This is a genomic window from Zobellella iuensis (assembly GCF_016746085.1).
Classification (GTDB): domain Bacteria; phylum Pseudomonadota; class Gammaproteobacteria; order Enterobacterales; family Aeromonadaceae; genus Oceanimonas; species Oceanimonas iuensis.
Map to the genome: position 1 here is coordinate 1 of NZ_JAERTZ010000021.1, position 26,719 is coordinate 26,719.

Sequence of the window (26,719 nt, forward strand, 5' to 3'; positions counted from 1 at the left end):
CTACGTGCGAGGTCAGCGAATGCTGCCTCCAGGGTCCAACGGCCTCCCCGGTAACTGTTTTTAACTCTATCAGTTCATCTCGCTTCAACATACAAGGGTCCGTTTCAACGGACCATTCCAGCCACGGCACCGGGATTCGGTCGACTGAAGTCGACCCTACGACGACCCTACGGGACCGCCCCGTCATCGACGCCGCTACCCCACCCAGGCGAACCATTCCGGGTGCTGCTGCCACAACAGCCGTACCGACATCACCAGCGACACCGTCACCAGCATGGGGCGGATGATGGTGGTGCCCCTGGTCACCACCATCTTCGAGCCCAGTCGGGCACCGACAATCTGACCGAGCGCCATGGACAGGCCGACGACCCAGGCCACCTGGCCGCCCAGGATAAAGAACAGCAAGGACGCGATATTGGAAGTGAAGTTCAACAGCTTGGTATGGGCGGTGGCCCTGGCCATGTTGAAACCGGCCAGGGCGATAAAGCCCAAGGCGAAGAAGGAGCCGGTGCCGGGGCCGAAAAAGCCGTCGTAAAAACCCACCCCGGTGCCCACCAGCAGGGCGAAGGGGACCATGCCGAGGCGCCGGTGGCGATCTTCATCCCCGATGCGGGGGGAAAACAGGAAGTAAAGGGCGAAGGCGGCCAGCAGGAAGGGCAGCACCTTCTGCAACAGGCTGGCGTCGATGCGCTGTACCAGCAGGGTGCCCAGCACGCTGCCGACAAAGGTACAGGCCACCGCCCATTTCATGCTGCGCCAGTCGATAAGGCCACGCCGCAGGTAGTAGAGGGTGGCGGAAAAGGCGCCGAAGCTGCTCTGCAGCTTGTTGGTGGCCAGGGCCATGGTCGGCGGCATGCCGGTGGCCAGCAATGCCGGTATGGTGATCAGGCCGCCGCCGCCGGCGATGGCGTCGATAAAGCCGGCCAGCAGGGCGGCCAGGGCCAGCAGCCCCAGGGTCAGTAAATCCAGTTCCATTATGATACCGTACTGCAACAAGAAGGCGCCCAGCCTAACAGCAGGGGCGCAGGGGCGACAGCGAAACCCCGGACTGACACCTATTCCCTTTATTCATATATACAATCGACACCGGCTCGTAACATTCGCCATTCAGCCCGAGGGACGGCTATGGTAACTTAGCCCCGTACCCACGAGGAGATAATAAAATGACGGATTCCGTATTGAGTCTGCTGCCCAATGATTTTCCCGATGCCGACGACCGCGCCTTTATCAATACCGGGGTGCGCCAGCTGGTGCTGGCCGGCGGTTGTTTCTGGTGCACCGAGGCGGTCTATCGCCAGTTGGAGGGAGTGCTGGGCGTGGTGTCCGGCTATGCCGGCGGCACCGCCGACACCGCCGACTACGACAGCGTCTGCAGCGGTACCACGGATCATGCAGAGGTCATCTGCATCGAGTACGACAGCGCCCAGATAGGCCCCGCCACCCTGCTGAAGGTGTTCTTCGGTATCGCCCACGATCCCACCCAGCTCAATCGCCAGGGCAACGATCTCGGTCGTCAGTACCGTTCGGCGGTGTTCTACCGGGACGACAACGAGCGCCGGCTGGCGGCGGACTATATCGCCCTGCTGGAAGAGCAAGGGGTGTTCAGGGCCCCCGTCGTCACCACCCTGGAGCCGCTGGATGCGTTTTATCCGGCCGAGGGCTATCATCAGAACTACGCGGCGGCGCATCCCAATCAGCCTTATATCGCCGCCGTCGCTCAGCCCAAGGTAGCCAAGGTGCAGCATTATTTTAAACACCGGTTGAAAAAGGATCTGTAATCATGGCGCAAACTCCCAGCCCCTACGACCTCAGCCCGCCCAGCGACGAGCAGTTGCAGCAGTTGGCCGAAGCCCTGAGTCCGGAAGAGCGACGCATCCTGCTCAACCAGGGCACCGAACCTCCCTTCTGCGGTGGCCTGCTCGACAACCATGAAGAAGGCAGTTACGTGTGCCGGCTGTGTGCCCTGCCGCTGTTTTCCTCCGCCTGCAAGTTCGAGTCCGGCTCCGGCTGGCCCAGCTTTTATGTCCCTTACCATCCGGATCATATTCGCGAGCTGGTGGACCTGGGCCACGGCATGCGCCGGGTCGAGATCCGCTGTGCCCGCTGCGACGGCCACCTGGGTCATGTGTTTCCCGACGGCCCCGCCCCTACCGGACTGCGCTACTGCCTGAATTCGGCCTCGCTCAGTTTCTGCGGCGATGGCGAGCCCAAGCCGGATCCGCTGCGGCGGGGAGAACGCGACTTTTTATAGGAGAGCGCCATGGCGGACGGCAGTGGTCATCCAGATCGGTTCGACAAATTCAAGCGGGTCCTGATCGACAGTCCGCTGCTGGTCAACGGCTTCGACCGGCAGGGCCGCTGCGTATTATGGAATCATGAGTGCGAGCGCCTGTTCGGCTGGTGTTTCGACGAACTGAGCCAACATGCGGATCCCTTGGCCCTGCTGTATCCGGACAACGCCGTTCGCCAGGCGGTGAAAGACAGCTTTCTCGCCCCTGCCGGCTCCCGTTTTCGTGAATGGGCCCCCTTGACCCGCCAGGGCCATCCCCTGCCCAGCCTGTGGGTCAACATCGCCCTGCCGGACGGTGAGCTGATCTGTATCGGCCACGATATCAGTGAGCAGAAAAAGGCCGAGACCCAGTTGCAACTGGCCGCCAGGGTGTTCGAATGCAGTTACGAAGGTATTCTGATCACCGACGCCGACAACCGCATCATCAGGGCCAACCCCGCCGTATCCCTGGTGACCGGCTACAGCACCGAAGAGCTGCTGGGCCGGACGCCGGCGCTCTTTGCCTCGGGCCGTCATTCCGCCGATTTTTTCGATGCCATGTGGCACAGCCTGAATACGGAGGATCACTGGCGGGGCGAGATCTGGAACCGGCGCAAGAGCGGCGAAATCTACCCCCAGTTGCTGGCCATTTCCGCCCTGCGCAACAGGGAGGGGCGGATCAGTCACTATGTGGCGGTGTTCAGCGATATCAGCCAGCTCAAGGCCGATGCGGCCGAGCTGGAGCAAATCGCCCAGTACGACGCCCTCACCGGCATTCCCAACCGCCGTCTGCTGGCCGACCGCCTGCTCCAGGCCATGGCGCGCTCCCAGCGCCTGGGCAGCCAGCTGGCGGTCTGCTATCTGGATCTGGACGGCTTCAAACAGGTCAATGATGAGCACGGCCATCCCGCCGGGGATCAATTGCTGATCGAAATCAGCCGTCGTCTCAAGCATATACTGCGTCAGTACGATACCCTGGCCCGGCTGGGCGGCGACGAATTCGCACTGCTGTTCGCCGAATTGCAGCACAGCGAGGATCTGCACCCCATCCTGACCCGGGTGCTGGAAACCATAGCCACCCCGATAGAACTGCCCGATGGCCTGGCCCGGGTCTCGGCCAGCATAGGCGTCACCTTTTACCCCCACGACGACAGCAGTGCCGACCTGCTGCTGCAGCATGCGGATCAGGCCATGTACCAGGCCAAGCAGGCCGGCAAGAACCGCTACCAGTTTTATGATCTCGAGCAACAAATCGAGCAACTGAGCCGCCACCACCAGCTGAAAGTCATCGAACAGGCCCTGCAGCACCAGGAATTTGTGCTCTATTACCAACCCAAGGTAGATCTGCTCAACGGCCAGGTGATCGGGCTGGAAGCCCTGATCCGCTGGCAGCATCCGCAGCTGGGCCTGCTGGTCCCCGCCGCTTTTCTTTACCAGCTGGCCGGCAGCCGGCTGGAGTGGGGACTGGGCCAATGGGTGATTAATTCGGTGCTGCAACAAATTGCCGACTGGCAACATCAGGGGCTGGACCTGACCGTCAGCCTCAATATCAGCGCCGATCACCTGCTGCAACCGGACTTTGCCGACCAGCTGAAAGCGGCCCTGCAACGCTACCCTCAGGTGCCCCCCGCCAGCCTGGAGCTGGAATTCCAGGAAATTGCCGCCATTCGCCAGCTGGAACAGGTCACCTGGGTGCTGGAACAGTGCCATCAACTCGGAGTGCAAATCGCCCTGGACAATTTCGGCACCGGGTTGTCCGCCCTTTCCTTCCTGCGTCAGTTGCCGCTGGACATTTTGAAACTCGATCACAGCTTCGTCAGCGACATGCTCACCAACGCCGAGGATCTCAGCCTGGTCAGCAGCGTGCTGCACCTGGCCCGCACCTTTCACCATCCGGTGGTGGCCGAAGGCGTGGAAAGCCCCGAACTCGGCGCCCTGCTGCTCCAGCTGGGGTGCCGCTTCGCCCAGGGCTACGGCATCGCCGAGCCCATGCCGGCAGGGCAGGTACCCGGCTGGATTGACAACTGGCACGACAAAGGGCTCTGGGCCGATCTGACAACCCGCTTCGGCCCGGATCAGGCGATGAAGCCACTCGAATAGACTCGCGTCCAGGAGGGATGACGGTATCCATGACGAGGGCCTGGCCGCGATGGCCATCGCGGAAACCGGCCGCCGCCGCACACCCCGCCGTCGTGCCGGCTCAGTCCGCCTCCAGCCGGCGCACGAAGTCTTCGATCACCATGTCGTAGAGCCGGTCCTTGAGGAAAAGATCCTCCACCCCGTGATCGATATTGGGATTGTCGTTCACCTCTATCACCGCCACCCGGCCCTTGCCCTCCTTGATGTCCACCCCATAGAGGCCGTCGCCGATGGGCCTGACCGCCTTGAGGGCGGCGTTGATCACCGCCTTGGGCGCCTCGAAGGTGGGCAGGGTGACGAAGCCGCCGGAGTCCGCCTCCTGGCCGTTGCCGTTATGGCGGTAAATCTGCCAGTGCCCCTTCACCATAAAATACTTGCAGGCGAAGATCGGCTGGTGGTTGAGCACCCCGATGCGCCAGTCGAACTCGGTGAAAAAATACTCCTGGGCCAGCACCAGGGCCGAGGCGTTGCGCAGCTTGGCCAGGGTGTCCACCAGGGCCGCCCGGTCGGCCACCTTGTATACCCCGCGGGAAAAGGCGCCGTCGGGGATCTTCAGCACCAGGGGGTAACCCAGCTCCCGCTCCAGCCAGTCGGCGGCGTCCTTCTGTTTGGGGTTGACCATCAGCGTCTTCGGCGTGGGCACCCCGTGCTTGGCGAAGCTTTCCGCCAGGAAAATTTTGTTGGCGCAGCGCAGTATGGAAGTGGGCGAGTCCATCACCACCAGGCCCTCGTGCTCCGCCTTCTGGGCGAAGCGAAAGGTGTGGTGGTCGATGGCGGTGGTCTCGCGGATAAAGAGGCCGTCGTATTCCGCCAGCCGCTGGTAGTCCTTGCGGGTGATCATCTCCACGTTGACCCCGGCCCGCTCCCCGGCCTTGACGAAACGCTTGAGCGCCTTGGGATCCGAGGGCGGCAGCGCTTCCTCCGGGTTGACCAGCATCGCCAGATCGTAGCGATAGCGCTTCACCGATCTGGGCTTGCGCCAGATGATGCGGGAATAGGCTTCGAGGGCGTCGGCGAACTGATCTTCCTCCTCCCCCGCCAGATCCCGGGGCGCCAGAGTCGCCAGCCCGGTCAGCTCCCAGCGGGAGCGACGCTTGAAGCCGAGCTCCATGATGGGGCACGGCAGCCGCTCGAACAGCTCCCGGCACAAATTGCCCAGGCCCGGCACCTGGCAGTGGCCGAAATAACTTTTTATTTTCAGCTGCTTAACTGGCTCGCCACTGGCCAGCCACTGGTCGAGCGCCTCGGATACACCGTCGAAACCGAAGGCGAACAGCCCCTTGTTGCGCAGGTTGTTGAGGGTGGACACCGAGGGGATCACGTGCTGGCCGCGGGCCTCCGCCAGCAGCGAGCAGTAATAGCCGTTGGACAGGTACTTGCCGGTCTTGCACAGGTTGATGACCCGGGTACGGGGCGCGTTTTTGGCCGGCGCCTGCTTGAGATAGGTCTGGAAATCGACCAGGTTTTCGGAAGGAAAATAGGGCTCCCAGGCGCTGAGTTCATCGACCACCAGGATCAGTTGGGTCATGGGGAAATCCGTGTTGGCTGCAGACGTTATGTGTGCCTCACTCTACCCCCAAATCCGCCGGCCGGGCATGGAAATTTGCTCGCTGACGGAATATTTTTGACGTATGTTGAAAGTATTCATCTGGCCCATCCGGTGACCTATGTCCGCCCCCGTCGTCCGCCCCGCCCAGAAGTCCGAACTGGCCGCCCTGCTCGCCCTCGAGGCCCGCTGTTTCGAGCAGGACAGGATCAGCCGGCGCAGCTTCCAGCGCTTTATCGAACATCCCCAGGACATGCTGCTGTTGGCCGAGCTGGGCGACCGGTTGCTGGGCTATATACTGGTACTGTTTCGCCGCAACACCCGCCTGGCCCGGGTCTATTCGGTGGCGGTGGCGCCCGATGCCCGCGGCTTGGGGCTGGGGCGCGCCCTGATGCTGGCCGCCGAGGACGGCGCCCGGGACAAGGGCGCCGTGTTTATGCGGCTGGAGGTGCGCGCCGACAACACCGCCGCCCAGAACCTGTACCAGCGGCTCGGCTATCGCCAGTTCGGGGTCTTCCACGACTACTATGAGGATCACCAGACCGCCCTGCGCTACCAGAAGCGCATCCACCATTATCATCCCCTCACCGGTACCAAGGCCGTGCCCTACTACCGCCAGACCACCGACTTCACCTGCGGGCCGGCGTCGCTGATGATGGCGGTGAGCGCCCTGGACTCGCGCTACCGGCCGGAAATCGACGAAGAGCTGCAGCTGTGGCGCGAGGCCACCACCATCTTCATGACCCGGGGCCACGGCGGCTGCGGCCCCCACGGCCTGGCCCTGGCCGCCAAGCGGCGCGGCTTCGAAGTGGAGCTGATGCTGAACCTGCAGGGGCCGCTGTTCGTCAGCAGCGTGCGCACCCCCGACAAGAAGCTGATCCTCGAGCGGGTGCACGAGCAGTTCCTGGCCCAGATGGCCGAGCTCGGCATCCGCCCCCAGTACGGCAGCTTCAGCCTGGAGCAGCTGGAGCAGGGGCTGGCCCGGGGCCGGCTGCCGCTGGTGTTGATCAGCACCTACCACCTGGACGGCCGTAAGGCTCCCCACTGGGTGCTGGTGTGCGCCATCGACAAGGAATTCGTCTATATCCACGATCCGGATATCGACGACGACGCCGGCGAAAGCCCGGTCGACAAGCAGTACCTGCCGATAGAGCGCAGCCGCTTCGACCGCCTGGCCCGCTACGGCCAGAACGGCCTGCGCACCCTGGTGTGGGTGTACAAGAACTGAACCGCTCCCGCCACGGACAGGAGCTGTCGGGCACAGCTTATCGCCTGTTGTGGCACAACAAATTAAAATTTATTTAAAAACAATAAGTTGAAAATAAATCATCACAAGGGGACTCAAACAATACCACACCCTGGCCGCTTCCCTTCCGGCGTTGCCCATGTATAGTTCGTCCAAGTTGAACAGCCTGACAGAGAGTCTGCATGTTGAAGAAAAGCCTTACCTTAAGCCTGCTGCTGCTCGGCGCAGCGCCCGCCATGGCCGGCGAAACCCTCAATACCATCATCGGCGGCGGGGCCGGCGGGGCCGCCGGCGCCGTTATCGGCAAACAGATGGCCGGTGACACCGGCGCCCTGGTGGGAGCCGCCCTGGGCGGCGCCGCCGGTGGTGCCGCCACCGCCAACCGGGGCAACAAGAACGAAGCCGCCCTGGGCGGGGCCGTGGGTGCCCTGGGTGGCGCTGCGCTCGGCAAGAACGTGGCCGGCGACAGCGGCCAGGTGATCGGCGCCGGCATCGGCGGTGCCGCCGGCTCCGCCCTGGGCGCCAAGTCCGGCGACAACCGCAAGGTTGTGCACCACCATCATTACCACGGCAAGAAAAAAAAGAAGAAATACCGCCGTTGGCATGACTGATATACCAAGGCCCGGTGAAAACCGGGCCTTTCGCTTTTTCGCCATCATACCTGCGCCCTGATTTGGCCGAACAAATCCGCCCCTGTGAGAAGGCTGGTGCCGTAGTCGCTCGACTGACGTAACCCCGGCGGCGGGCGGAAATAAAAAACCCGGCGCCAGGGCCGGGTTTGTGGGGTTTATTCGGCGGATGCGGCCTGCCGCTCCACCTTGTCCACCAGTTTGAGCCAGAAGCCCAGCACCAGTTTCTGGTCGTCGTCGTTCAGCTCGCCACTCAGAATGGCCTGGTTGAGGCTGGTCTTGACCCGGGCTTTCACATCGCGGATATGGTTGCGGCCGGACAACTCGCTCTGGGCCACCGCCAGGGTGATGTGCCCGCGCAGGTAGCCACCGGCAAACAGCTGATCGTCGCTGGCCTCGGCCACCTGAGCATCGATTTCTGCCAGCAGCAGCCGTTCAAATTCAAAAATATTCATTTATTGAGCCTCGTATTCCGGGTTTGCCACCCGAACCAGAACTTCATCATGATAGCCAGTGATCACCCGGATCAGACCGCCCAGTTCACGGTCAAGCATGGGATCATTGGTGTCCACTCGCAACGGGCGCCCATGAAGCGAGTTAAGCTTTGATTTGGTCGCCAGTAGCCAGATATTGTCGCGCCCCACGGCTCTGATCACCTGGGGACTGAGCTGCTGATTGCCACGGCCGAAAATATGGCCCTGGCCCCCGATCAGGGTGATCACCAGCTTGCATTTCTTATCCTTGATCCGTTCATACAGGCCTCTGGCGTCCAGATCCGAGGCAATCAGGCGTTTCTGGTACACCAGATCCACGCCCAACAGGGTATTCTCCAGGCCGAGCCGCTCCATCACCGCCGCCACTGTGGTGCCCGATCCCATGATGTAATAACTGTCGTCCTCCATCCGCTCGATGATGTCATCGGCAATGTCGGTCAGCACCAGCTCGGCGGATTCCTTGCCGGCGACTTTCACCGCCTGCACATAGTTGAGCTCGCCGGGAATCCGCATTTCACCATAACGGCGGGCCCGCACCCGCCCTTCCCGGAAGGCGGCTTCGTCGATATCCATTACGTCCGCTTCCACCAGGCTTACCGGCTCGCCGCGCACCAGCCTGGCCAGCAGCCGACCGGTGCCGGCCGGCGTCACCCCGTACACGCCGGAATGGATTTTCACCCCGGCGGGAATGCCGAGCACGCAGAGCCGCTCCGGCACCTCGGCGCAGATGTCCCGGGCGGTGCCGTCACCACCGGCGAACAGCAGCAGATCGATGCCTTGTTCCAGCAACAGCGGCACCGCCCGGTGGGTATCCTCGGCGGTGCTGGGGCTGGCAGGCTGGTAACAGACGACAAAGGGCAAACCGAGGGCGTGGCACACCGTTTCGCCCATGTCACCGGCCACGGTATAAATCATAAGGTGATCTTTCAGCTCCGCCAGCTCCGCCAGGGCCAGGGCGCTTCGCTGCAGGGCACGGGGCTCGGCGCCCAGGGCCCGGGCCTGCTCGGCCAGGCCGTCACTGCCTTTCAGTGCCACGCTGCCGCCCAGGCCGGCCAACGGATTGATAATCAAGCCTATCTTAAACATCTCTGCCCTCAGCTCTCAGCCAAAATCCGCCGCCGTCAGCGCGGCTTGCCGGTAGTGGCGCTGCAATGCCGTCATAAAGGCCCGCGCCCGGGGGGGAAACCCCGCTTCCAGATAGCACAAGGCCTGCTGCCGCACCCGGGCCTTGAAGGCGTGGCGATCCGGCTCCACGCTGCCGTTGAGGTTGTCGCAACTGACGTTGAAGGGAAAGCCGCAGCTGAGCGACAACGCCCACTCGATGGCCTGGGGTTTGACCTCCACCGCCTCGAACTGTTGCTGGGCCAGCGCATCACGGCCATCGGGATGGTACCAGTAGCCGTAATCCACCTGGGTGCGCCTGGCCTCCCCCGCCAGCAACCAGTGGGCCACTTCATGCAGGGCGCTGGCAAAAAAACCATGAGCAAAAATAATGCGATGATGGCTTACTCCGGCGTCTGCCGGCAGGTAAATGGGCTCGTCATCCCCCAGCTCAAGGCAGGTATTGTACGTGTCGGCGAAGCATTGGTTAAACAGGAAAATCAGATCCCGGTAACAAAATGACATAATAAAAGCGGCCCTCTGTTAAGGGCCGCTATTTTACTCACTCGCGAGGGGTACACAAGAGGCGTGACGCCGTGGTTCGGTCGAATAAATTCGACCCTACGGGTGGGATCGTGCCGTGTTCGGTCGAATAAATTGACCCTACAGCTTGGGCGTGCTGGTCACGACCTCGGCATTCTGCGCCCGGTTCAGCAGCAGGTGGTCGAGCAGCACTATGGCCAGCATCGCCTCGGCGATGGGCACGGCGCGGATGCCGACGCAGGGGTCGTGGCGGCCGCGGGTCACCATCTCGGTGGGGTTGCCTTCAACGTCGATGGTTTTGCCCGGCACCATGATGCTGGACGTCGGCTTGAGCGCAATGCTGGCGACGATGTCCTGGCCACTGGAAATGCCCCCCAATACCCCGCCCGCATGGTTGCTGGTAAAGCCTTCGGGGGTCATCTCATCCCGGTGCTCGGAGCCTTTCTGCTCGACCACTGCGAAGCCGTCGCCGATTTCCACGCCCTTGACCGCGTTGATGCTCATCAGGGCATGGGCGATGTCGGCGTCCAGCCGGTCGAACACCGGCTCGCCCAGGCCCACGGGCACGCCCTGGGCCACCACCTGGATCTTGGCACCGATGGAGTTGCCCTCTTTTTTCAGCTCGCGCATGTATTCGTCGAGTTGCTCCAGCTTGCCCGCATCGGCAAAGAAGAAGGGGTTGGTCTCGATGATGCTTTGATCGAAGGCTTCCGCCTTGATCGGGCCGAGCTGGGTCAGGTGGGCATAGATGGACACGCCGAACCGGGCCAGCACCTTCTTGGCGATGGCGCCGGCCGCCACGCGCATGGCGGTTTCCCGCGCCGAGGAACGGCCGCCGCCGCGGTAGTCGCGGAAACCGTATTTCTGGTGGTAGGTGTAGTCGGCATGGCCCGGCCGGAACAGATCCTTGATGGCGGAGTAGTCCTGGGAGCGCTGATCGGTGTTTTCGATCAGCAGGCCGATGGAGGTGCCGGTGGTCTTGCCTTCGAACACGCCGCTCAGGATCTTGACCTGGTCCGCTTCCCGCCGCTGGGTGGTAAAGCGGGAGGTGCCGGGCTTGCGCCTGTCCAGATCCTGCTGCAGATCCGCCTCGCTGAGTTCGATGCCCGGGGGCACGCCGTCGACCACGGCGCCCAGGGCCGGGCCGTGGCTCTCGCCGAAGGTGGAGACACGAAAGAGGGTTCCGATACTGTTCCCTGCCATTGATTCGTTTCCTTATATGAGATTAAAACTGGTTCCGGAAGGGCAAAAGATCACGCCGGCTGATCACGAAAACGCCGTGGCCGCCCTTTTCAAACTCGACCCAGGACAGGGGCAGTTCGGGATAGGCGTCTTCCAGGTGGATCTGGCTGTTGCCCACTTCCACCACCAGCACGCCGTCGTCGGTCAAAAAGTCGCAGGCCTGGGCCAGCAGGCGGCGGGTAAAGTCCAGGCCGTCGCTGCCGGAAGCCAGCGCCAGCTCGGGCTCATGACGAAACTCCTCGGGCAGGTCGCTCATGTCCTCGTCGTCCACATAGGGCGGATTGGCCACGATCAGATCATACCGGTCGCCGGCCGGCAGGGCCGCAAACAGGTCGGACTCGATGGGGATCACCTGTTGTTCGAGGCCATGGTTCTGGATATTGATCTCCGCCACGTCCAGCGCCTCCCGGGAAATATCCAGGGCGTCCACCTCGGCGTCGGGGAAGGCATGGGCCAGGGCGATGGCAATGCAGCCGGAACCGGTGCACAGGTCCATGATGCGCAGCGGGTCGTGGGCCAGCCAGGGCGCGAAACGGGTGTCGATGAGCTCGGCGATGGGCGAGCGCGGGATCAAGACCCGCTCGTCCACGTAAAACTCGTAACCGGCAAACCAGGCGGTGTGGGTGATATAGGGGGTGGGAATGCGCTGCTCTACCCGTTGTTGCAGGGCCTCCAGCAGTTGCTTGCGTTCACTCGGCAGCAAGCGGGCATCGCGTACCTGGGGCGGGCAGTCCTGCGGCAGGTGCAACAACGGCAGCACCAGTTGTACCGCTTCATCCCAGGCGTTGTCGGTACCATGGCCGTAAAACAGGCCGGCCTGCTGGAAACGGCTGACGGCAAAGCGCAACCAGTCGCCGATGGTGTGCAGCTCGGTGAGCGCCTCATCATTAAAAAGCGTGTCCAAAACCCCTCCGCCTCGATAAAATGGCTGTTTTTGAATAATCGGACGCAGACATGACCACCACCTCCCCCCCCAAAGACGACGAAAAAGCGCTCTTTAAGGAGGCGGTGCAGGGTGTCCGCAAATTGAAGCAGGATACCATAAGTCCGCACCGGGCGCCGGTCAAGGTGAAAGCACAGCGGCAAATAGTGCGTAAAGACAGTGCCGAAGCCCATCCGTTTTCCGATATCTACGAGCCTTATCTGGATCAGGACGGCCCCACCCGTTTCCGGCAGCCGGAGACGTCCGCCCATGAGCTGAAAAAGCTGCGGCGGGGCGACTATGTACCGGATTTGTTTCTGGATTTGCACGGCCTGACCCAGGATCAGGCCAAGGAAGAGTTATCGGCCCTGCTGTTGGCGGCCCGCCGCCGGCACACCCGGTGCGTGTCCATCATGCACGGTCACGGCAAGCATATCCTGAAGCAACGGCTGCCGATGTGGCTGGCCCAGCATCCTCAGGTGCTGGCCTTTCATCAGGCCACCCGGGAATGGGGCGGCGACGCCGCCCTGCTGGTGCTGCTCAAGACCGACATCTGAACGCCGGAATCGATAAGGTCCACTGATGGACCCTACGGCGGGTAGCACGGCGCCGGTTCGACGGAACCTCTGTAGGGTCGAACCGTGGCCATCAGGCGGTTTGCGGTTCCTGCAGACGACCAATCAAACTATTGATTTCCTGTACCGTGACCCGGTGACGCTCATCGGCATGAGCCGGCATCACCAGCATTCCCTTGGCATACAGGAAGGCGCCTCTGCCACGAATGTATAAACGTCCGCTGAAAAAGGTTTTTACATACTTGGCAATCAACAAAGGCTGATATTTATTAAAAATACGCATGATTCACCTCTGCTTATTTCCTTATTATCACTACCCTAAAGACCCGAGAAGGTGACAAGGCTGCTCATAATGGGGACGGACGTTGTGCGGCCCCTCCAGCCAGTTGAACACGGGCGCCTGGCCTTGCTCGAGGATAATTTTGGCGATACCCGAGGTCACGAAAATCGGTGCCATGGTTGCCGGACACAGACTCTCGACCAGAAAACCGACCAGCGGCATGTGACTGACCACCAGCAGGTTGTCCTGCCGGTGCAGGTCGCCATAGGCCAGCAGCAGGCTGGCGGCAATGTCCGCATCGGCATTGGGAGTGAGTTCTTCGCAACACTCCACCTGGGTTCCCGTTATATGCTTGGATACCTGCTGCCAGGTTTGCCTGGTTCGCAGATAAGGACTGACCAGCACACGATCAAACACCGGCACTTGCCGTGCCAGCCATTGCGCCATCAAACAGGTCTCATCCCTTCCCTGTCCGGTCAAAGGTCGTAAAGCATCACTGGATGCTTCCGGTGCCGCCTGGCCGTGGCGCATGATAAAGATATTCATCTCCACCTCACTTTCAGGCGAACCCCGCCTCTATAAACGGCGGGCATCATACCCCTGCGTTTCGTTATGCTCAAGGATCCAGCTCACCTTTTAACCAAGCGGCGGGAACTCTTTTTTGTTCTTATCTTAGCTATAACATAAAGAACACAACTCCACCGAAAATCATTCGCTTTTTCGGACATGAGCACAGTCAGGCAGGTCAGTCAGGCTCCGGCAGCGTCAAAGTGTGCCCGGTGTTGATGACATTTTGGTGAAAAGCGGGCAAAAAAACTGGCCGGGAAGGCCAGTCAAAAAGATTACATACTAACGAGTGAACAGAAACCAGAATCTGAGATCACCCAGGTGATCATCAGCTTGTTGACGTGGCGCCAACGGGTTTAAGCATAAGCACTCTGCCTGTTCGCCGGTTTGATCTTAATCAACAAAGGCACACTCAGCCTTTGCGCTTATCCATCCACATCAGGATAAGGCAGGTCACTACCGACACGCCGATAAAACCTGTCAAGAAAATCAATGGCATAGCGGTATAACCCAAGACATTCCAGATTAATTTTTCCAGTGCACTCATAACATGCTCCAAGCAGATCCCGATGGGGGCAGTCTAGCAGAAGAGAACTGTCAGGCCTTGCGCAAGATCAAATCAGGCCCGAAGCAGGGCATAACCCATACCGCGGGCGCACACCAGCGACCAGCGCCGCCTGGCCATAAACAGGGGAAGTGCCGCCGGGCCGAACAGGCAGCCGAGCAGGGCCCAACGACGCGGCGGTAAGGCGCATTGCAGTGCGGCGATATAAAACAGCCCCCCAAACAAGGGTGCCACCAAGCTAAGAATAAGGATCATGTACGGCCCTCCCAATCGCGCAAGATTAGCACAACCCAATTCCCCCTGTCATCATGCACACAAAACTCAATAAAAATGCACACAAAAAAATAAATCAATTAAATTGATTATGAAACTAAAAAACTTCAATTTTTATTAATTAAATCACCGCCCTACACTGCCGCCATACCAGTTACGGAAAAGGGATGATCATGCTTATCGTTATCCGGGGGATAGGTCTCGCCGCACTGTTGGCGGCGGTCAGCATGATGTTGGCCCAACAATTCGGCACCGCCATCAGTCCCTTGATTTTCGCCATCCTGATTGGCCTGGTGTTGGGGAATGCCTTGCCGAACCTGGCCCGGCCAGGGTGGCAACCCGGCCTGGAGTTCTGCAAGAAAAGGCTGCTGCGTATCGGGGTTGCCTTTTACGGCATCCATATCACCCTGCAGCAAGTAGCCGAGGTCGGCGCCGGCGCCCTGGTGGTGGATGCGGTGATGCTGCTCTCCACCCTGGCACTGGCCTACTGGCTGGGCCGTCGCTGGCTGGGCCTGGATGCTACTACCAGCCTGCTGGTGGGCTCGGGATCGGCCATTTGCGGCGCCGCCGCCATCCTCGCCACCGAGCCGGTGGTCCGCGCCAAGCCCCAACAAACCACGGTGGCCGTGGGTACTGTGGTGCTGTTCGGCACCCTGGCTATGTTTGTCTATCCCATGCTCTATCCCTGGCTCGGGCTTTCCCCCCAGGCCATGGGCATCTATACCGGCGCAACCGTGCATGAAGTGGCACAAGTGGTTGCCGCCGGCACCGCCATGGGCGATGATGTGGCGCAAACGGCGGTGATCGCCAAACTGACCCGGGTAATGATGCTGGCGCCGGTGCTGCTGGTGCTCGGCAGCTGGCTCGGTCGCAAAAGCGGCACCCAGGCGGTACGCGCGCCCCTCCCCTGGTTTGCCTTCGGTTTTATCGCCGTGGTGGTATGCAATTCTCTGCTGAGTCTGCCGCCGATCTGGGTCGCCATCATCAAGCATCTCGATACCTGGGCCCTGACCATGGCGATGGCGGCGCTGGGACTGGGTACCCGGCTCGGCGGGCTCGGGTCGGTAGGCTGGAAGCCGCTGGTACTGGCCGCCATCCTGTTCTTGCATTTAGTGGTCAGCGGGCTGATAGTGACCCATATGGCGACATCCTGGCTGTAGTCACCGGCGAACACGACGCCGCCGGTTAAAAGGAGGCGGAGATGCCCTATCGTAATATTCTGGTGGCCCTGGAGCTGAACCACAGGGAAAAGCCTTTGCTGAAGCGGGCGGTGGAACTGGCGGAATGCTACCAGGCCGGGCTGCATATCGTCCATGTGGAGCCGGACGTCAGCGGCATCTACGTGGGCAGCCTGAACATGGATCTGCGCCAGCTCAAGATGAAGCTGCGGCTGGAAAGCGGCCACGAGATCATGCAGATGCTCAAGGACGCCCAGCATCAGGTGGCCAGTGTCTCTCTGCCGAGTGGCGATGTCCGCCAGGCGGTGCGCCTGGCGGTAAAGGAAAAAAACGCCGATCTGCTGATCTGCGGCCACCAGCTCGAGCATCATTTCCTGGGTCATCTTTTCTCCCACACCGTGGGTTTTCTCGATATCAGCAACTGCGACCTGCTGGTGGTCAAGTTGTCCGACACCAGCGGAGACTAACGCAGGCAGAATCCCTGGCGGTGCAGAAACTCCAGCATAAAAGGACGCGCCTCCCTGGCCAGGGTTTCCCCTATCTGCCCGGTCCAGCTCATGTCCTTGTTGCCGCCGGTACGGGAGCGATAGTAGTGGCGCACCCGCTCGTCGTAGTCTCCCATCAGGGCCTCGTCCTGGTGCGCCGGGTAGCCGTTCTCGAAGAACATCAGGGCCGCGGGCAGCCGTGGCTTGGGCTCGGGATCCTGGTCCGGGTGGCCGAGACAGAGCCCGAACAGGGGAATCACCCCCTTGGGCAGCGCCAGCAGCTCGCTGAGCTCATGCGGGTGGTTGCGTACCGCCCCGATAAAGACCCCGCCCAGCCCCAGTGACTCCGCCGCCGTCAGCGCATTCTGCCCCATCAGGGCGGTGTCGATGGCGCCGATAAGCAATTGTTCGGCAAAGCCGGTCTTGGCTGCGGGCACCCACTGCAGGTGGCGGTGGAAATCGGCACAGAATACCCAGAACTCGGCAGCCCCGACTACATAGGCCTGATTGCCGCACAGGGGCAGCAGCCGGCCTCTGAGTTCGGGATCGGTCACCCGGATCACCGCCGAAGCCTGCAGGAAGCTGGAGCTGGGCGCAGCCTGGGCGGCGGCCATAATCGCCTCCCGTTGTTCGCGGGAAAGGGGCTGCTCGGTGAACTTGCGGATGGATCTGTGACGGCGCATCACCTCGATGGCGGTTGTCATTTTTACCTCTTGCTGGCGGTCTTCGTGTATCATCACCTTAATGGAATCACGCCCCAAATGGGAGAGACGGTGCGGGAAACCCAACACATAGAGCCCATGTCGCGCCGCCATGGGCTGGCCCTCACCCTGGCCGGCATGGCCGTGATGTTGGTACTGACCGGGGTGCTTTACTGGCTGGGCGGGCGTGGCCATCTGGTGGTGATCTTCCTCTTCCTGGCCGGCCTGGTGATGACGACTCTCGGTATTCTCAAGCTGCGCGAACCGGTATACAGCTTTTCCCTGAGTGCCGACAACCTGCATTTTCATCACAAGATCGGCGGCTGGAGCCTGCACTGGAGCAACATCGTCCGGGTCGATCAACCCCGGCTGCACTCGGGGCTGGAGCTGGTGGAACTGCCCTATATCGGCATCAAGATCCGTGACTACGACGAATTCCTGCCGCTGATGACACCGCGCCTGACGGTGCACCTGCTGACCGATCAACGGCCCCTGTTGGCCATGGCCCTGCGCCACGGCGCCGTCAGTCGCAGCCGGCTGCAAGACTGGCTGGTGGAGGACAATCATTATCGTTCGGCCAACGGCCGGCATTATGACGGCCTGCCCGCCATGCTCGGCCACCGCATGACCCATCTGCGCGAGCTTTATGGCTACGATCTGCTGGTACACGAGTCCAACCTGGATCGGGAGCCTACCGCCTTTGTGGCGCTGATGCGCCGTTATCTGCAGCCGTCTTGATCTACGGCGGACGCCGGGCTGGTCGCGGGTCCATTGCAGTGGACCATCCACCAACGGCGCAGTGTTCGGCCGAATAAATTCGACCCTTGTGGTATTGGGCCGCATTCGGTCCACTTCCGTCGGCCAAAAACACTGGATCTGCGCGCGTCCCTCGCATAGAGTCCCTCCATGCTTGTATCACCCACGGCACCAAGGCCCGCCCCATGAAAAACCTGGATGCCTTTTATTTATTCGTCAAAGTCGTGCAGCAGGGCGGCTTTTCCCATGCCGCCGCCCAGCTGGGCATGCCGACCGCCACCCTCAGCCGGCGCATTTCGGCCCTGGAGCAATCGCTCGGCTGCAAGCTGCTGAGCCGCACTACCCGCAAGCTGCAGCTGACCGAGGAAGGCCGACGCTACTTCGAGCGGCTGAACCCGCTGCTCACCGAAATGGAGCAGGTGACCGGCGACATCCAGGGCCAAAGCCAGCGCATGAGCGGCCTTATCAAGGTGGCCGCGCCCATCGCCATTTCCAACACCTTTCTGATCGACGGCATCACCGAATTTTGTCTGCGTTATCCCGCAATCCGCATCGAGCTGCTGCAAAGCAACGACTACACCAGCCTGCTGGATACGGATCTGGACGTGGTGTTTTTCAGTGGCGAGCTGCCCGATTCGAGCCTGCGGGCCCGTCGCCTGGGCGAGGTGCACTACGGTCTGTTCGCCTCTCCCCACTACGTAGAGCAGCAGGGCATGCCGGTGTTGCCGGAAGAGCTGGACCAGCATCATATCATCCAGTGCTGGCCACATCGTAACTGGCTGCTGACCCATGAAGACGGACGCCGTTTTCACCTGAAACCGGTGGCCCGGCTGTCGGTCAACCAGATGCAGTCGGCGGTCAAGGCCGCCATCCAGGGCCTGGGTATCGTCAACGTGCCCAAGCACTATGTGGCCCACCACGTGAATGCCGGCCTGCTGCGTCCGGTACTGTCACCCTGGCTGGGCGGGAAGCGCCCCTTCCATATGGTCTATCACAACAGGGAACTGGCACCGGTGCGGCTCAATACCTTTATCGAGTTTATCGACAAGCACATGCGCGAGCGGCTGGCATCGACCTGGGTCAGAAACTGGCAGGATAAAAGCGAGGAGGAGTAAGATGCGGGCAAAAAAAATGGGCAGCTTCCGTCTGCCCGATTCCACTAACAAAAGATAAATGTAAGTAAGCTTGAACAAAAAGGTAACATAGCTCTCCCGGATGGATTAGCAGTTATTCTGTAAAACGAAAAAAGTCATTATTCCATTTTTGCAACAATCAGCTTACCCCCGGTAAATCCTGCTCCCACAGCACCACCTGCCCGCCCGGCCAGCGCTGGTCAAGCTCGGCGTATTTCTGCTCCAGCAGGTGGCGCTTTATCTTGAGCGTGGGCGTCATGATGTCGTTGTCCACCGTCCAGGGTGCCTGCATCACCAGTATGCCCCCCAGCCGCTGGTGGCTTTCCAGCTTCTGGTTAACCTGCCCCAGGGTGGCCGCCAGTTGTTCGGCGATGATCCCCTTCTGCCGCTGCTGCGCCCCTTCTGCCAGCTGTACCAGGGCCATCGGCTGGGCCTGGCCGCTGCCTACCACGCATACCTGTTCGATCAGCTCATTCTCGATCAACTGAGCTTCTATCGGCACCGGCAGCACATATTTGCCCTTGGCGGTTTTAAACGCGTCTTTCATCCGCCCGGTGATGGTGAGATAGCCCTCCGCATCCAGCTTGCCCTGATCGCCGGTATGCAGCCAACCGTCCTGCAGGGTATCGCGGGTGGCGGACTCCTGCTTGTAGTAGCCGCTCATCATTCCCGGGCAACGGCACAGCACCTCGCCATTGTCCGCTATGCGGATTTCCACCCGGACCCCGGGCTTGCCCACGGTACCGACCTTGTCGGAACGGTAGGGATAGTTGAGGGTGGAATAGGCCAGGTTCTCGGTCATGCCCCAGGCTTCGGTGATGGGCATGTCCAGCTTTTCATACCAGCGCAGCAGCGAGGGCGACACCGGCGCCGAGCCGCAACCGAGGATACGGGCGGCACTCAAGCCCAGGCCGGCACGGATCTTCTTCTTTACCAGGCCGGAGATGAAGGGGAGCTTAAGCAGCAGATCCAGTTTTTTCTGAGGCAGTTTTTCCAGGATACGGCTACGGAAGTTGGTCCATAGCCGGGGCACCGAAACAAACACCGTGGGCGAGATGGTTTTCACATCGTCGATAAAGGTGTCCAGGCTCTGGGCGAACCCCACCGGCACCCCGCCGTAGAGGCTGGCGCCGAGGATGTAGACCCGCTCGGTAATATGCGACAACGGCAGGTAGGAAAAGGCCCTATCCTCACTGCTGAGGCCGGTGGTCTGCAATATGCCCTGGCAGGCGGCGGCATAGGCCCCGAAGCAGATCATCACGCCCTTGGGATTACCGGTGCTGCCGGAGGTATACACCAGGCTCATCAGACGATCCCGCTCCGGCACCGGCCGTTCGGTGATGGGCGCCTGGGCCAGCAGATCCGCCCAGTGATGGTGGGTCTCTATGGTGGACGGATAAGGCATGCTGATGCGCATGATGCCATCGGGAATGCCCGGCTCCTGCATGCCGGGATCGTCCAGCTTGCCGGTGAAGATGGCCTTGCTCTCGCTGTGCTCCAGCACATAACGCACGGTCTCGGCCCCGGCGGTGGGATAGATGGGCACATTGACAAAGCCGCCCATCTGCAAGGCAAAGTCGCAGATAAACCATTCGGCACAGTTTTTGGACAACAGGGCCACTTTATCTCCCGGCTCGAGTCCCAGGGCCCGCAGGCCGCCGACCAGCCGGGCCGCCTGCTCCAGCACCTGGGCCCAGCTGTACTGGTACCAGTGGCCGTCCTTGGGCTGACGCAGGTAGATATCGTGGGGCTTGTGTTCGGCCCAGTAATAGAGCATTTCCAGAGGCAGCTTATCGGTATGTGTGCTCATAACTATCCTTGTGTCTGCAGGGCTAGATTAACAACAGTATTACAAAAACGGCGGAAAGCACCAGCATCAGGCCGGCTAGGTGCTTGATGATATTCACAATATCGGCTTTATTGCGACGGAAGTCGCCCACCGGGCGGCGGGCCGGAACGAAAAAGCCCGCATCGCTGCGGGCTTTTCAATCATTGGATGTTAAAACGGGCAATCAGCGCCGACATTCGCTCGGCAATGCCAGAAAGCTCCTTGGTAGCTCTGGATGTGTTGCCTGCTTCACCCGCCACTTCACTGGATTGGTCACGGATCACGATCACGCTTTGGTTAATCTCTTCGGCAGCGGCAACTTGCTGCCCGGTCGCGCTGGCAATCTGCACTATTATATCTTGCATAGCGCGGATCGTAGTTACAATCTGTTCCAGCGATGACTCCACCGAGCCAGACAGTTCAACCGAAGAACGCACCTGCTGTACTCCCTCTTGCATAGTGGCAACAGCCTGGTGGGTGCCTGACTTCAACTCTTCAATAATAGCCCGGATTTCACTGGTCGATTCTTGGGTTCGTTGCGCCAGAGTGCGGACTTCGTCAGCCACCACGGCAAATCCCCGTCCCGCCTCCCCGGCGCGAGCGGCTTCGATGGCGGCATTCAATGCCAACAAATTGGTCTGCTCGGCAATGCCTCGGATCACATTCAGTACTTGGTCGATATTGCTGCTTTGCTGCTCTAAGCGGGTGATTGCCTGGCTGGCATCGGCCAGGCTAGTGGCCAAGGCGCCGATGGAGATCATTGCTTCACTGACTACCTGCCGACTCTCGGCCGTTTGAACACTTGCATTTTCGGTAGCTTCCGCCGTACCTGCCGCCAATCGCGCGACCTCGTTGACCGTCTGCACCATCTCATTCATCGCTGCAGCAAGCTGTTCGGTACCGGTCTGCTGTCCCTGCACCGCGCGCTCGGTAGATTTGGTCGCGCCATCCAACATGCATGCGGCTTGGGTCAAACTCCCGCCCGCCGTCGCCACCGCCTGGACAATGCCGCGAATAATCTCGGTGAACTGATTGAAATGGCGTGCCAGCATCGCCAATTCACGTGGGCCGGTCTCCGGCAATTGGCGCCTGAGATCACCATCGCCGGTAGCCAGATCCCTCATCGCTGCCACACTCCGAGTCAATGGCCGGGTAATACTGCGGATCAACAACATGCTTACCCCCCCCATCATCACCAGAGCCAGTATGGCTGTTATGATGAACCGTTTCTGTACCAACGCCTGTTCCTGCTCCAACCGCCCCATGTTGACGCCACTGCCAATAATCCACCCCCAAGGCTCGAAATAAGCCGAATAGGTGGTTTTATCGATCAGCACGTTCTTATCGGTAGGGCTGCCCCACTGGTAGTGGGTGAAGCCGCCGCCATTCATGGCGGCTTGGCGGATACCTCGGACGATGTAGACCCCGGTAGGATCTTGCAGCTCGTCGATATTCTGGCCGTTCAGCTGTGGGCTGGTAACAATACTGACGGCCACACCGTTATCTTGATGAACAAAGACATAGTTACCATTGTCGAAACGCAATGCTTCAATATGGGTGATCGCCTGTGACTGAGCATCCTGACGTTGTAGCTCGCCACTTCGCTCCTGCTGCAGATAGTGGTTGAGTATGCCTTGCGCGCTCTCTACCGCGATGATCGCAGAGTGCTGAGTACTGTCACGCAGCTGCAAATGGCTATGGCGCAGTGCCACACCAATGCTGAACAGCAAACACAGCGCAAAAACACCAAGCAAAATCCAGATACGAGCGGCAATGGAAAGGGAATAGCTCTGCTGCATGTTATCCTTCCTTGAATAACCCATGACGGTTCTGGCTCCACGTAGAGCATCATCCGCCAAGCAAAAACATGGAAATAGACCCAACCGTAAGATTCAATCAGACCTCACTGCCAGGCCAGCCCGATACTAACAGAAAAAAATGAAGATAAAACGACAAGTCGCCAGCATGGGGCATCAAAAAGCGGGACAGGGAAGAAAATGGGTGGGCGGCTTTCAGCTGACAGGCTAAAAAATAAAGCCACTGCAAGCAGTGGCTTTATCCTAACTAAGATTTGGCGGTGAGGGAGGGATTCGAACCCTCGATACGTTGCCGTATACACACTTTCCAGGCGTGCTCCTTCAGCCACTCGGACACCTCACCAAATTTTTATGCGTTTTTTATTACGGTGTCTGCTTCACCGCTCTTTCGTCTTCGGATTACTGTCCTCGGGCTGACGCAGCACGCTGCGCGCTTTTACCCCGGCTTTGCCTCTTGGCAGCCACTCGGACACCTCACCAAATTGTTGTGGCGTTTTTTGTTATCGGTGTTACCTTCACCGGCCTTCCTAACACCGAAGGGCATCGCCCTTTCAGCGGGGCGTATAGTAGGCAAGACGCGGCATGGGTGCAATCTTTTTCTTAGCATCCCGGTGCGTTTGCGCAATATTACGCCAGACGGCCCGACTGCCGGTTCCGGGTGGCCATTGCAGGCGACGATACCGGGTGACTCTGGCATAATAAGCGCCCGGTTTTTAAGGCAAAGTTAGGACGATAATGACGGCAACAGCAGCATCTATTCAGCTCCACGAGCGCTTTCGGGGCTATTATCCGGTGGTGATCGACGTGGAAACCGGCGGTTTCAATGCCAGGACCGACGCCTTGCTGGAAATTGCCGCCATTACCCTGAAGATGGACAGGAACGGCTGGCTGAGCCCGGACCAGACCTTCCATTTTCATGTGTCTCCCTTCGAGGGTGCCAACCTGGAACCGGCCGCCCTGGCGTTTACCGGCATCGATCCCTACAGCGCCCTGCGCGGGGCGGTGAGCGAACACGAGGCCCTGGAGCAGATCTTCAAGGGAATACGCAAGGGGCTCAAGGCCAACCAGTGCCAGCGCGCCATCGTGGTGGCGCACAATGCCACCTTCGATCATGGCTTTGTGATGGCCGCGGCCGAACGCTCGGGCATCAAACGCAACCCGTTCCACCCCTTCGCCACCTTCGATACCGCCACCCTCGCCGGCCTGGCGCTGGGACAGACGGTACTGGCCAAGGCCTGCAAAACGGCGGGTATGAGCTTCGATAACAAAGAGGCCCACAGCGCCCTCTACGATACCCGCAAAACCGCCGAGCTGTTCTGCCTTATCGTCAATCGCTGGAAAGAACTGGGCGGCTGGCCGCTCGGACAGATGGAAACACCGGCCTTCGACGCACCGGCGTCATCGGAATAAGCAGGCCGGGGCCGGGATGGCCCCGGGTTTTTCGTTAGCCTCGCCCCGTCGCCGGGCTCCAGTTCAACGACGGCTCCTGCAGGTCGTCACGCCGCCAGTCGCCATCCCCCAGGGTAAAGGCCTTGAGCCGGCCATCCAGCTCGACCACCATCTGCTCCATCATTTCACTGCCGCGCACCAGCTCGGCGGCACAGCTTTGGGTACTGTCGTACCCCTGCTTCATCACCACTATGTTGTGCTGGATATCGTCGGTCACGGTTCTTTGCTCTTCGGTGGCCGTCGCCACCTGCTCGGTCATGGCGTTCACCTGGCTGATTTCATCGACGATGGCGGACAGCTGGGCACCGGCATTTTTGGCCTCGCTCACGCACGCCAGGCTGCGGCTGCGCCCCTGCCCCATGGCCTCGACCGCCTGCTCGCTGCCCTGGCGCAGCCGGGTCAGCATGTCTTCAATCTGGTCGGCCGTGCTTTGGGTCTGCATCGCCAGGGCCCTCACCTCTTCGGCCACCACCGCAAAGCCCCGGCCCGATTCCCCGGCCCGGGCCGCTTCGATGGCCGCATTCAGCGCCAGCAAATTGGTCCGATCGGAAATCTGCTTGATCACGTCGAGGAAGTTGCTCACGTCCCGGCTGTATCCCGCCACTTCGACCACCTTGGCCTCGCCATGCTCCAGCGAGGCGGCGACCTGTTCGATGGCGGCAATAGTATCATCCACCTTGTGGTCGCCGTCCGAGGCCCTGGCTATGGTGTGGTTGGCGGCAGAAAAGGTTTCCGAGGCATGACGGGCAATCTCGGCCACGGTGGCCGACATTTCGGTGGCGGCAGACACCACCAGATCCACCTGCCCCAGCCCCCGGTCCAGATCCTGCTGGATCACCTGCAGGGTCTGGCGGGTATGGCCGCTGTGGGCCGTCAGCTGTTCACAGGTATCCCGCATCTGGCCGAGCAGGGTGGACAGCTGATGCTGCATGCGATTGACCGCGCCGGCCAGCTCGCCCAGCTCGTCCCGGCTCGCCACCCGCACCGGCTGGCTGAAATCCTGGCGATGGGCAATGCGCATGATGCCCTGTTGCAGCGCCGCGAAGCCAAGGCGCAGCTGGCGCAGGATCAGACCGCATATCGCCAGGGTCAGCAGGGCTACCGCCAGACTCAGCACCAGTGAAAACACAAAGCTGTTGCGTGCGGCCAGATAGCCCTGCTCGCCGGTGTGGGCCAGGCTGGCGGCAAACTGATCCTCGACCCCCTTGATGGCATCGATATACCCCGTGGCCAGGGTGAACCAGGCGGCGGCATCGCCACTCAGGGCACTGTGGCCGTGCTGCCGGTGGGCCTGGCTGATGGCATCCTGCACTTCCCGCGCCACCGTGGTCCCCTGCACCGCCGTGAACCGATCACGCCACTGGGGGGCGGCCAGCACCATAAAGCGCTCCAGGTAGGCGTTGTATTCGGCCTCCAGGCCAGCGAAGCGGCGGTACATTTCCGGGCTGAACTGTCCCGCCACCCGGGCCGAACTCAGGCTGGCCCTGAGCAGCCCCAGCCTGTCCTTGGCCTGGAGAAAGGCGCTGTAGGCGCTCAGGGAAGCGGCCTGGGGCGCATCGGCCGCGAGGGGGACGGCGCCGTCGATCACCGCCAGCAGGGAGGCAATGACCCGACTGTAGTTGTCCACCACTTGCGGCACCGTGAGTTGCTTGGCATCCACCTGCTGGCGCAAGCTGCCGAGCTGGCCCAACGCCTGCTGCAGGGCCTGGTGGCGGCTGGCGGCATCACCACTCGTCGACTGCTGGCGGCTGCCCTGCTCCAACTGGCGCAGGGCCTGTTCGGTGCGGGCTCGCTGCTCGGTCAGCCGGGGGATAAAGTCGCCGCGACTGTCATTGATGCTGCTGGCCGACAAACCGCGTTCGGCCTGCAACTGGTGTGCCAGTTGACCGGTATGTGCCGCCAGCCGGGTAATGGGCAGCATGTCCGCGGCATTGACCATGCCGCGATAACTCGCCGTGGCATAGAGGGTGGCAAACAGGAACAGTGCCGCCAGGGGCAACAATACCAGTAAGCCGAGTTTGTGGGTGAGTTTGAGTGACGTCATGCAATGCCTCGTGATACCGCCGGGAATGGTTAGTGTATCGGCATCATCGCGCCTGGCTTAAGGCAATATTTGTGCCAGGCCGTGGTTTTATTTGACATGGATCAAGCGGCGGGCCTGACCGCGGCTAATTTAAGCCCGTCGCGGGCGGGACCGGCGGCTTCAGACCGGCCGAATGGAAACACGGGAAGGCAGTCTGTGCACTGGCCGGCTCACCCAGGTGAGCCGGCCAGTGCTTATTTTCTGGTCGTTATTCGACCCGGGTGACGGGCTGGAGGTGTCCGGTTCTGACCCACAGTCGGGTGTGGTTGTCCGCCTCCAGCCCGGGTACGGTACCGGGCGGGAAACGCAGCCAGCTCAGGGCTGGATAGCGGGTCGGCCCCTCGCTCAGATGCCCCTCCAGCACCAGGATCTCCAGGCCATGCTTGTAGCAGCAGGGCGGGAAACGGCCACCGGCGGGAAAGTCCAACAGGCTGGTGCTCACCCCGGCATGCTTGTGCAGCGGCAAGCGCCGATAGCCGTGTTCGCCGGTGATCCACAGGTCCTGCCCGGGCCGGAGATGCAGGAGTCCAGTATCCCCCTCGGCAAACTGGTTGAGCTTCACGAAGAGCACACAGCCTTCATCGCTGAAGGAGCCGTGCCGGCTCCGGGGGGGATGGCGCACATAACTGCCGGCGGGGTAATCACCGTTTTCATCGGAAAAGGTGCCTTCCAGCACCCAGAACTCCTCACCCTGGGGGTGCTGATGCTCGGGAAAGCGGGCGTGCGGTTCAAACCGAACCAGGCTGGTGACATGACCGCTTTCCGCCTGCTCCCGCTCCAGCGGATAGCGCCACACGCCGGCAGCCGGTGAAGGCTGCCAGCGGGAAGCATCATAGGGAAGGGTCAGTCGTTGAGAAAAATCCATATTCAGCATCGGTTAATGTCCCGACAGACAAAG

27 protein-coding genes and 1 tRNA gene are annotated in these 26,719 nt (G+C 61.0%); 11 read left to right on the forward strand and 17 right to left on the reverse strand.

Annotated elements, in window-relative coordinates; translation table 11 throughout:
- Positions 1-195: 195 nt before the first annotated feature.
- Complete coding sequence (locus JKV55_RS09475) at positions 196-975, reverse strand: TSUP family transporter (RefSeq protein ID WP_202084603.1); 780 nt, start codon at positions 973-975, stop codon at positions 196-198.
- Between the two features lie 188 nt (positions 976-1,163).
- Between JKV55_RS09475 and msrA the strand changes: the two genes are divergently transcribed.
- Genes msrA through JKV55_RS09490 form a run of 3 tightly spaced genes read left to right on the forward strand, consistent with a single transcriptional unit; the run spans position 1,164 to position 4,369 of the window.
- Positions 1,164-1,778: a peptide-methionine (S)-S-oxide reductase MsrA gene (gene msrA / locus JKV55_RS09480; protein WP_202084605.1), complete on the forward strand. Its 615-nt coding sequence runs from the start codon at positions 1,164-1,166 to the stop codon at positions 1,776-1,778.
- A 2-nt stretch (positions 1,779-1,780) separates the two neighbouring features.
- A complete protein-coding gene (msrB, locus tag JKV55_RS09485) occupies positions 1,781-2,251 on the forward strand; it encodes a peptide-methionine (R)-S-oxide reductase MsrB (RefSeq protein WP_202084607.1) in 471 nt (156 codons plus the stop codon).
- A gap of 9 nt (positions 2,252-2,260) precedes the next feature.
- Complete coding sequence (locus JKV55_RS09490; protein ID WP_202084608.1) at positions 2,261-4,369, forward strand: putative bifunctional diguanylate cyclase/phosphodiesterase; 2,109 nt, start codon at positions 2,261-2,263, stop codon at positions 4,367-4,369.
- Between the two features lie 100 nt (positions 4,370-4,469).
- On the opposite strand, the gene JKV55_RS09495 is transcribed toward JKV55_RS09490, so the two are convergent.
- Positions 4,470-5,936 (reverse strand): RimK family ATP-grasp domain-containing protein, encoded by a 1,467-nt coding sequence (locus JKV55_RS09495; RefSeq protein ID WP_202084610.1) that lies wholly within the window; start codon positions 5,934-5,936, stop codon positions 4,470-4,472.
- A gap of 139 nt (positions 5,937-6,075) precedes the next feature.
- Here JKV55_RS09495 and JKV55_RS09500 point away from each other — a divergent pair, with 139 nt between their 5' ends.
- Together JKV55_RS09500 and JKV55_RS09505 are read left to right on the forward strand one after the other, a co-directional pair.
- Positions 6,076-7,182, forward strand: coding sequence for a GNAT family N-acetyltransferase/peptidase C39 family protein (locus tag JKV55_RS09500; RefSeq protein ID WP_202084612.1), 1,107 nt, complete (start codon positions 6,076-6,078; stop codon positions 7,180-7,182).
- A 200-nt stretch (positions 7,183-7,382) separates the two neighbouring features.
- The gene (locus tag JKV55_RS09505; RefSeq protein WP_202084613.1) at positions 7,383-7,811 is read left to right on the forward strand and encodes a YMGG-like glycine zipper-containing protein; all 429 of its coding nucleotides are present in this window, start codon (positions 7,383-7,385) and stop codon (positions 7,809-7,811) included.
- 176 nt (positions 7,812-7,987) lie between these two features.
- Here JKV55_RS09505 and JKV55_RS09510 read toward each other — a convergent pair whose 3' ends face one another.
- From JKV55_RS09510 to prmB, 5 genes are all read right to left on the reverse strand, one after another.
- Positions 7,988-8,284 carry a YfcL family protein gene (locus JKV55_RS09510; protein WP_202084615.1) on the reverse strand — a complete coding sequence of 99 codons (297 nt, stop codon included), beginning with the start codon at positions 8,282-8,284 and terminating at the stop codon, positions 7,988-7,990.
- The gene (locus JKV55_RS09515) at positions 8,285-9,409 is read right to left on the reverse strand and encodes an ATP-NAD kinase family protein (protein ID WP_202084616.1); all 1,125 of its coding nucleotides are present in this window, start codon (positions 9,407-9,409) and stop codon (positions 8,285-8,287) included.
- 15 nt (positions 9,410-9,424) lie between these two features.
- The gene (locus JKV55_RS09520; protein WP_202084618.1) at positions 9,425-9,949 is read right to left on the reverse strand and encodes an elongation factor P hydroxylase; all 525 of its coding nucleotides are present in this window, start codon (positions 9,947-9,949) and stop codon (positions 9,425-9,427) included.
- 138 nt (positions 9,950-10,087) lie between these two features.
- A complete protein-coding gene (aroC, locus tag JKV55_RS09525; protein WP_202084626.1) occupies positions 10,088-11,170 on the reverse strand; it encodes a chorismate synthase in 1,083 nt (360 codons plus the stop codon).
- 22 nt (positions 11,171-11,192) lie between these two features.
- Complete coding sequence (prmB, locus tag JKV55_RS09530) at positions 11,193-12,113, reverse strand: 50S ribosomal protein L3 N(5)-glutamine methyltransferase (RefSeq protein ID WP_202084627.1); 921 nt, start codon at positions 12,111-12,113, stop codon at positions 11,193-11,195.
- A 50-nt stretch (positions 12,114-12,163) separates the two neighbouring features.
- On the opposite strand from prmB, the gene smrB reads away from it, so the two are divergent.
- Positions 12,164-12,688, forward strand: coding sequence for an endonuclease SmrB (gene smrB, locus JKV55_RS09535; RefSeq protein WP_202084629.1), 525 nt, complete (start codon positions 12,164-12,166; stop codon positions 12,686-12,688).
- Positions 12,689-12,779: 91 nt separating this feature from the next.
- Here the strand turns inward: smrB and JKV55_RS09540 are convergent, their stop codons facing one another.
- From JKV55_RS09540 to JKV55_RS09555, 4 genes are all read right to left on the reverse strand, one after another.
- Complete coding sequence (locus JKV55_RS09540; RefSeq protein ID WP_202084631.1) at positions 12,780-12,989, reverse strand: DUF1107 domain-containing protein; 210 nt, start codon at positions 12,987-12,989, stop codon at positions 12,780-12,782.
- 30 nt (positions 12,990-13,019) lie between these two features.
- The gene (gene sixA, locus JKV55_RS09545; RefSeq protein WP_202084633.1) at positions 13,020-13,532 is read right to left on the reverse strand and encodes a phosphohistidine phosphatase SixA; all 513 of its coding nucleotides are present in this window, start codon (positions 13,530-13,532) and stop codon (positions 13,020-13,022) included.
- A 433-nt stretch (positions 13,533-13,965) separates the two neighbouring features.
- A complete protein-coding gene (locus JKV55_RS09550; protein ID WP_202084635.1) occupies positions 13,966-14,100 on the reverse strand; it encodes a TIGR02808 family protein in 135 nt (44 codons plus the stop codon).
- 72 nt (positions 14,101-14,172) lie between these two features.
- Positions 14,173-14,373 (reverse strand): hypothetical protein, encoded by a 201-nt coding sequence (locus JKV55_RS09555; protein ID WP_202084637.1) that lies wholly within the window; start codon positions 14,371-14,373, stop codon positions 14,173-14,175.
- Between the two features lie 191 nt (positions 14,374-14,564).
- On the opposite strand from JKV55_RS09555, the gene JKV55_RS09560 reads away from it, so the two are divergent.
- Positions 14,565-15,551 carry a YeiH family protein gene (locus JKV55_RS09560; protein WP_202084639.1) on the forward strand — a complete coding sequence of 329 codons (987 nt, stop codon included), beginning with the start codon at positions 14,565-14,567 and terminating at the stop codon, positions 15,549-15,551.
- A gap of 41 nt (positions 15,552-15,592) precedes the next feature.
- The gene (locus JKV55_RS09565; protein WP_202084641.1) at positions 15,593-16,036 is read left to right on the forward strand and encodes a universal stress protein; all 444 of its coding nucleotides are present in this window, start codon (positions 15,593-15,595) and stop codon (positions 16,034-16,036) included.
- On the opposite strand, the gene nfsA is transcribed toward JKV55_RS09565, so the two are convergent.
- Positions 16,033-16,758: an oxygen-insensitive NADPH nitroreductase gene (nfsA, locus tag JKV55_RS09570; protein WP_202084643.1), complete on the reverse strand. Its 726-nt coding sequence runs from the start codon at positions 16,756-16,758 to the stop codon at positions 16,033-16,035. The two genes, JKV55_RS09565 and nfsA, sit on opposite strands and share 4 nt — an antisense overlap.
- Before the next feature lie 57 nt (positions 16,759-16,815).
- On the opposite strand from nfsA, the gene JKV55_RS09575 reads away from it, so the two are divergent.
- Together JKV55_RS09575 and JKV55_RS09580 are read left to right on the forward strand one after the other, a co-directional pair.
- Positions 16,816-17,493 (forward strand): DUF2982 domain-containing protein, encoded by a 678-nt coding sequence (locus JKV55_RS09575; protein WP_202084646.1) that lies wholly within the window; start codon positions 16,816-16,818, stop codon positions 17,491-17,493.
- A 203-nt stretch (positions 17,494-17,696) separates the two neighbouring features.
- Positions 17,697-18,626: a LysR family transcriptional regulator gene (locus tag JKV55_RS09580; protein WP_202084648.1), complete on the forward strand. Its 930-nt coding sequence runs from the start codon at positions 17,697-17,699 to the stop codon at positions 18,624-18,626.
- A 157-nt stretch (positions 18,627-18,783) separates the two neighbouring features.
- On the opposite strand, the gene JKV55_RS09585 is transcribed toward JKV55_RS09580, so the two are convergent.
- The 3 genes from JKV55_RS09585 to JKV55_RS09595 all read right to left on the reverse strand — a co-directional run bounded on the left by JKV55_RS09585 (position 18,784) and on the right by JKV55_RS09595 (position 22,632).
- Entirely contained in the window at positions 18,784-20,454 is a 1,671-nt protein-coding gene (locus JKV55_RS09585) for an AMP-binding protein (RefSeq protein ID WP_237332795.1), read from the reverse strand.
- Positions 20,455-20,633: 179 nt separating this feature from the next.
- A complete protein-coding gene (locus JKV55_RS09590) occupies positions 20,634-22,271 on the reverse strand; it encodes a methyl-accepting chemotaxis protein (RefSeq protein ID WP_202084650.1) in 1,638 nt (545 codons plus the stop codon).
- 273 nt (positions 22,272-22,544) lie between these two features.
- Positions 22,545-22,632, reverse strand: a tRNA-Ser gene (locus tag JKV55_RS09595).
- A 392-nt stretch (positions 22,633-23,024) separates the two neighbouring features.
- On the opposite strand from JKV55_RS09595, the gene rnt reads away from it, so the two are divergent.
- Positions 23,025-23,699, forward strand: coding sequence for a ribonuclease T (gene rnt, locus JKV55_RS09600; protein ID WP_202084652.1), 675 nt, complete (start codon positions 23,025-23,027; stop codon positions 23,697-23,699).
- A 34-nt stretch (positions 23,700-23,733) separates the two neighbouring features.
- Here rnt and JKV55_RS09605 read toward each other — a convergent pair whose 3' ends face one another.
- Both JKV55_RS09605 and JKV55_RS09610 read right to left on the reverse strand, forming a co-directional pair.
- Positions 23,734-25,782, reverse strand: coding sequence for a methyl-accepting chemotaxis protein (locus tag JKV55_RS09605; RefSeq protein WP_202084654.1), 2,049 nt, complete (start codon positions 25,780-25,782; stop codon positions 23,734-23,736).
- A gap of 247 nt (positions 25,783-26,029) precedes the next feature.
- Positions 26,030-26,686 (reverse strand): cupin domain-containing protein, encoded by a 657-nt coding sequence (locus tag JKV55_RS09610; protein ID WP_237332796.1) that lies wholly within the window; start codon positions 26,684-26,686, stop codon positions 26,030-26,032.
- Positions 26,687-26,719 lie beyond the last annotated feature (33 nt).

What these genes read in the sequence shown, in the direction of transcription:
- JKV55_RS09475 (WP_202084603.1), bottom strand. Translation starts at nt 975, where the DNA reads ATGGAACTGGATTTACTGACCCTGGGGCTGCTGGCCCTGGCCGCCCTG.
- msrA (WP_202084605.1), top strand. Translation starts at nt 1,164, where the DNA reads ATGACGGATTCCGTATTGAGTCTGCTGCCCAATGATTTTCCCGATGCC.
- msrB (WP_202084607.1), top strand. Translation starts at nt 1,781, where the DNA reads ATGGCGCAAACTCCCAGCCCCTACGACCTCAGCCCGCCCAGCGACGAG.
- JKV55_RS09490 (WP_202084608.1), top strand. Translation starts at nt 2,261, where the DNA reads ATGGCGGACGGCAGTGGTCATCCAGATCGGTTCGACAAATTCAAGCGG.
- JKV55_RS09495 (WP_202084610.1), bottom strand. Translation starts at nt 5,936, where the DNA reads ATGACCCAACTGATCCTGGTGGTCGATGAACTCAGCGCCTGGGAGCCC.
- JKV55_RS09500 (WP_202084612.1), top strand. Translation starts at nt 6,076, where the DNA reads ATGTCCGCCCCCGTCGTCCGCCCCGCCCAGAAGTCCGAACTGGCCGCC.
- JKV55_RS09505 (WP_202084613.1), top strand. Translation starts at nt 7,383, where the DNA reads ATGTTGAAGAAAAGCCTTACCTTAAGCCTGCTGCTGCTCGGCGCAGCG.
- JKV55_RS09510 (WP_202084615.1), bottom strand. Translation starts at nt 8,284, where the DNA reads ATGAATATTTTTGAATTTGAACGGCTGCTGCTGGCAGAAATCGATGCT.
- JKV55_RS09515 (WP_202084616.1), bottom strand. Translation starts at nt 9,409, where the DNA reads ATGTTTAAGATAGGCTTGATTATCAATCCGTTGGCCGGCCTGGGCGGC.
- JKV55_RS09520 (WP_202084618.1), bottom strand. Translation starts at nt 9,949, where the DNA reads ATGTCATTTTGTTACCGGGATCTGATTTTCCTGTTTAACCAATGCTTC.
- aroC (WP_202084626.1), bottom strand. Translation starts at nt 11,170, where the DNA reads ATGGCAGGGAACAGTATCGGAACCCTCTTTCGTGTCTCCACCTTCGGC.
- smrB (WP_202084629.1), top strand. Translation starts at nt 12,164, where the DNA reads ATGACCACCACCTCCCCCCCCAAAGACGACGAAAAAGCGCTCTTTAAG.
- JKV55_RS09540 (WP_202084631.1), bottom strand. Translation starts at nt 12,989, where the DNA reads ATGCGTATTTTTAATAAATATCAGCCTTTGTTGATTGCCAAGTATGTA.
- sixA (WP_202084633.1), bottom strand. Translation starts at nt 13,532, where the DNA reads ATGAATATCTTTATCATGCGCCACGGCCAGGCGGCACCGGAAGCATCC.
- JKV55_RS09550 (WP_202084635.1), bottom strand. Translation starts at nt 14,100, where the DNA reads ATGAGTGCACTGGAAAAATTAATCTGGAATGTCTTGGGTTATACCGCT.
- JKV55_RS09555 (WP_202084637.1), bottom strand. Translation starts at nt 14,373, where the DNA reads ATGATCCTTATTCTTAGCTTGGTGGCACCCTTGTTTGGGGGGCTGTTT.
- JKV55_RS09560 (WP_202084639.1), top strand. Translation starts at nt 14,565, where the DNA reads ATGCTTATCGTTATCCGGGGGATAGGTCTCGCCGCACTGTTGGCGGCG.
- JKV55_RS09565 (WP_202084641.1), top strand. Translation starts at nt 15,593, where the DNA reads ATGCCCTATCGTAATATTCTGGTGGCCCTGGAGCTGAACCACAGGGAA.
- nfsA (WP_202084643.1), bottom strand. Translation starts at nt 16,758, where the DNA reads ATGACAACCGCCATCGAGGTGATGCGCCGTCACAGATCCATCCGCAAG.
- JKV55_RS09575 (WP_202084646.1), top strand. Translation starts at nt 16,816, where the DNA reads ATGGGAGAGACGGTGCGGGAAACCCAACACATAGAGCCCATGTCGCGC.
- JKV55_RS09580 (WP_202084648.1), top strand. Translation starts at nt 17,697, where the DNA reads ATGAAAAACCTGGATGCCTTTTATTTATTCGTCAAAGTCGTGCAGCAG.
- JKV55_RS09585 (WP_237332795.1), bottom strand. Translation starts at nt 20,454, where the DNA reads ATGAGCACACATACCGATAAGCTGCCTCTGGAAATGCTCTATTACTGG.
- JKV55_RS09590 (WP_202084650.1), bottom strand. Translation starts at nt 22,271, where the DNA reads ATGCAGCAGAGCTATTCCCTTTCCATTGCCGCTCGTATCTGGATTTTG.
- rnt (WP_202084652.1), top strand. Translation starts at nt 23,025, where the DNA reads ATGACGGCAACAGCAGCATCTATTCAGCTCCACGAGCGCTTTCGGGGC.
- JKV55_RS09605 (WP_202084654.1), bottom strand. Translation starts at nt 25,782, where the DNA reads ATGACGTCACTCAAACTCACCCACAAACTCGGCTTACTGGTATTGTTG.
- JKV55_RS09610 (WP_237332796.1), bottom strand. Translation starts at nt 26,686, where the DNA reads ATGGATTTTTCTCAACGACTGACCCTTCCCTATGATGCTTCCCGCTGG.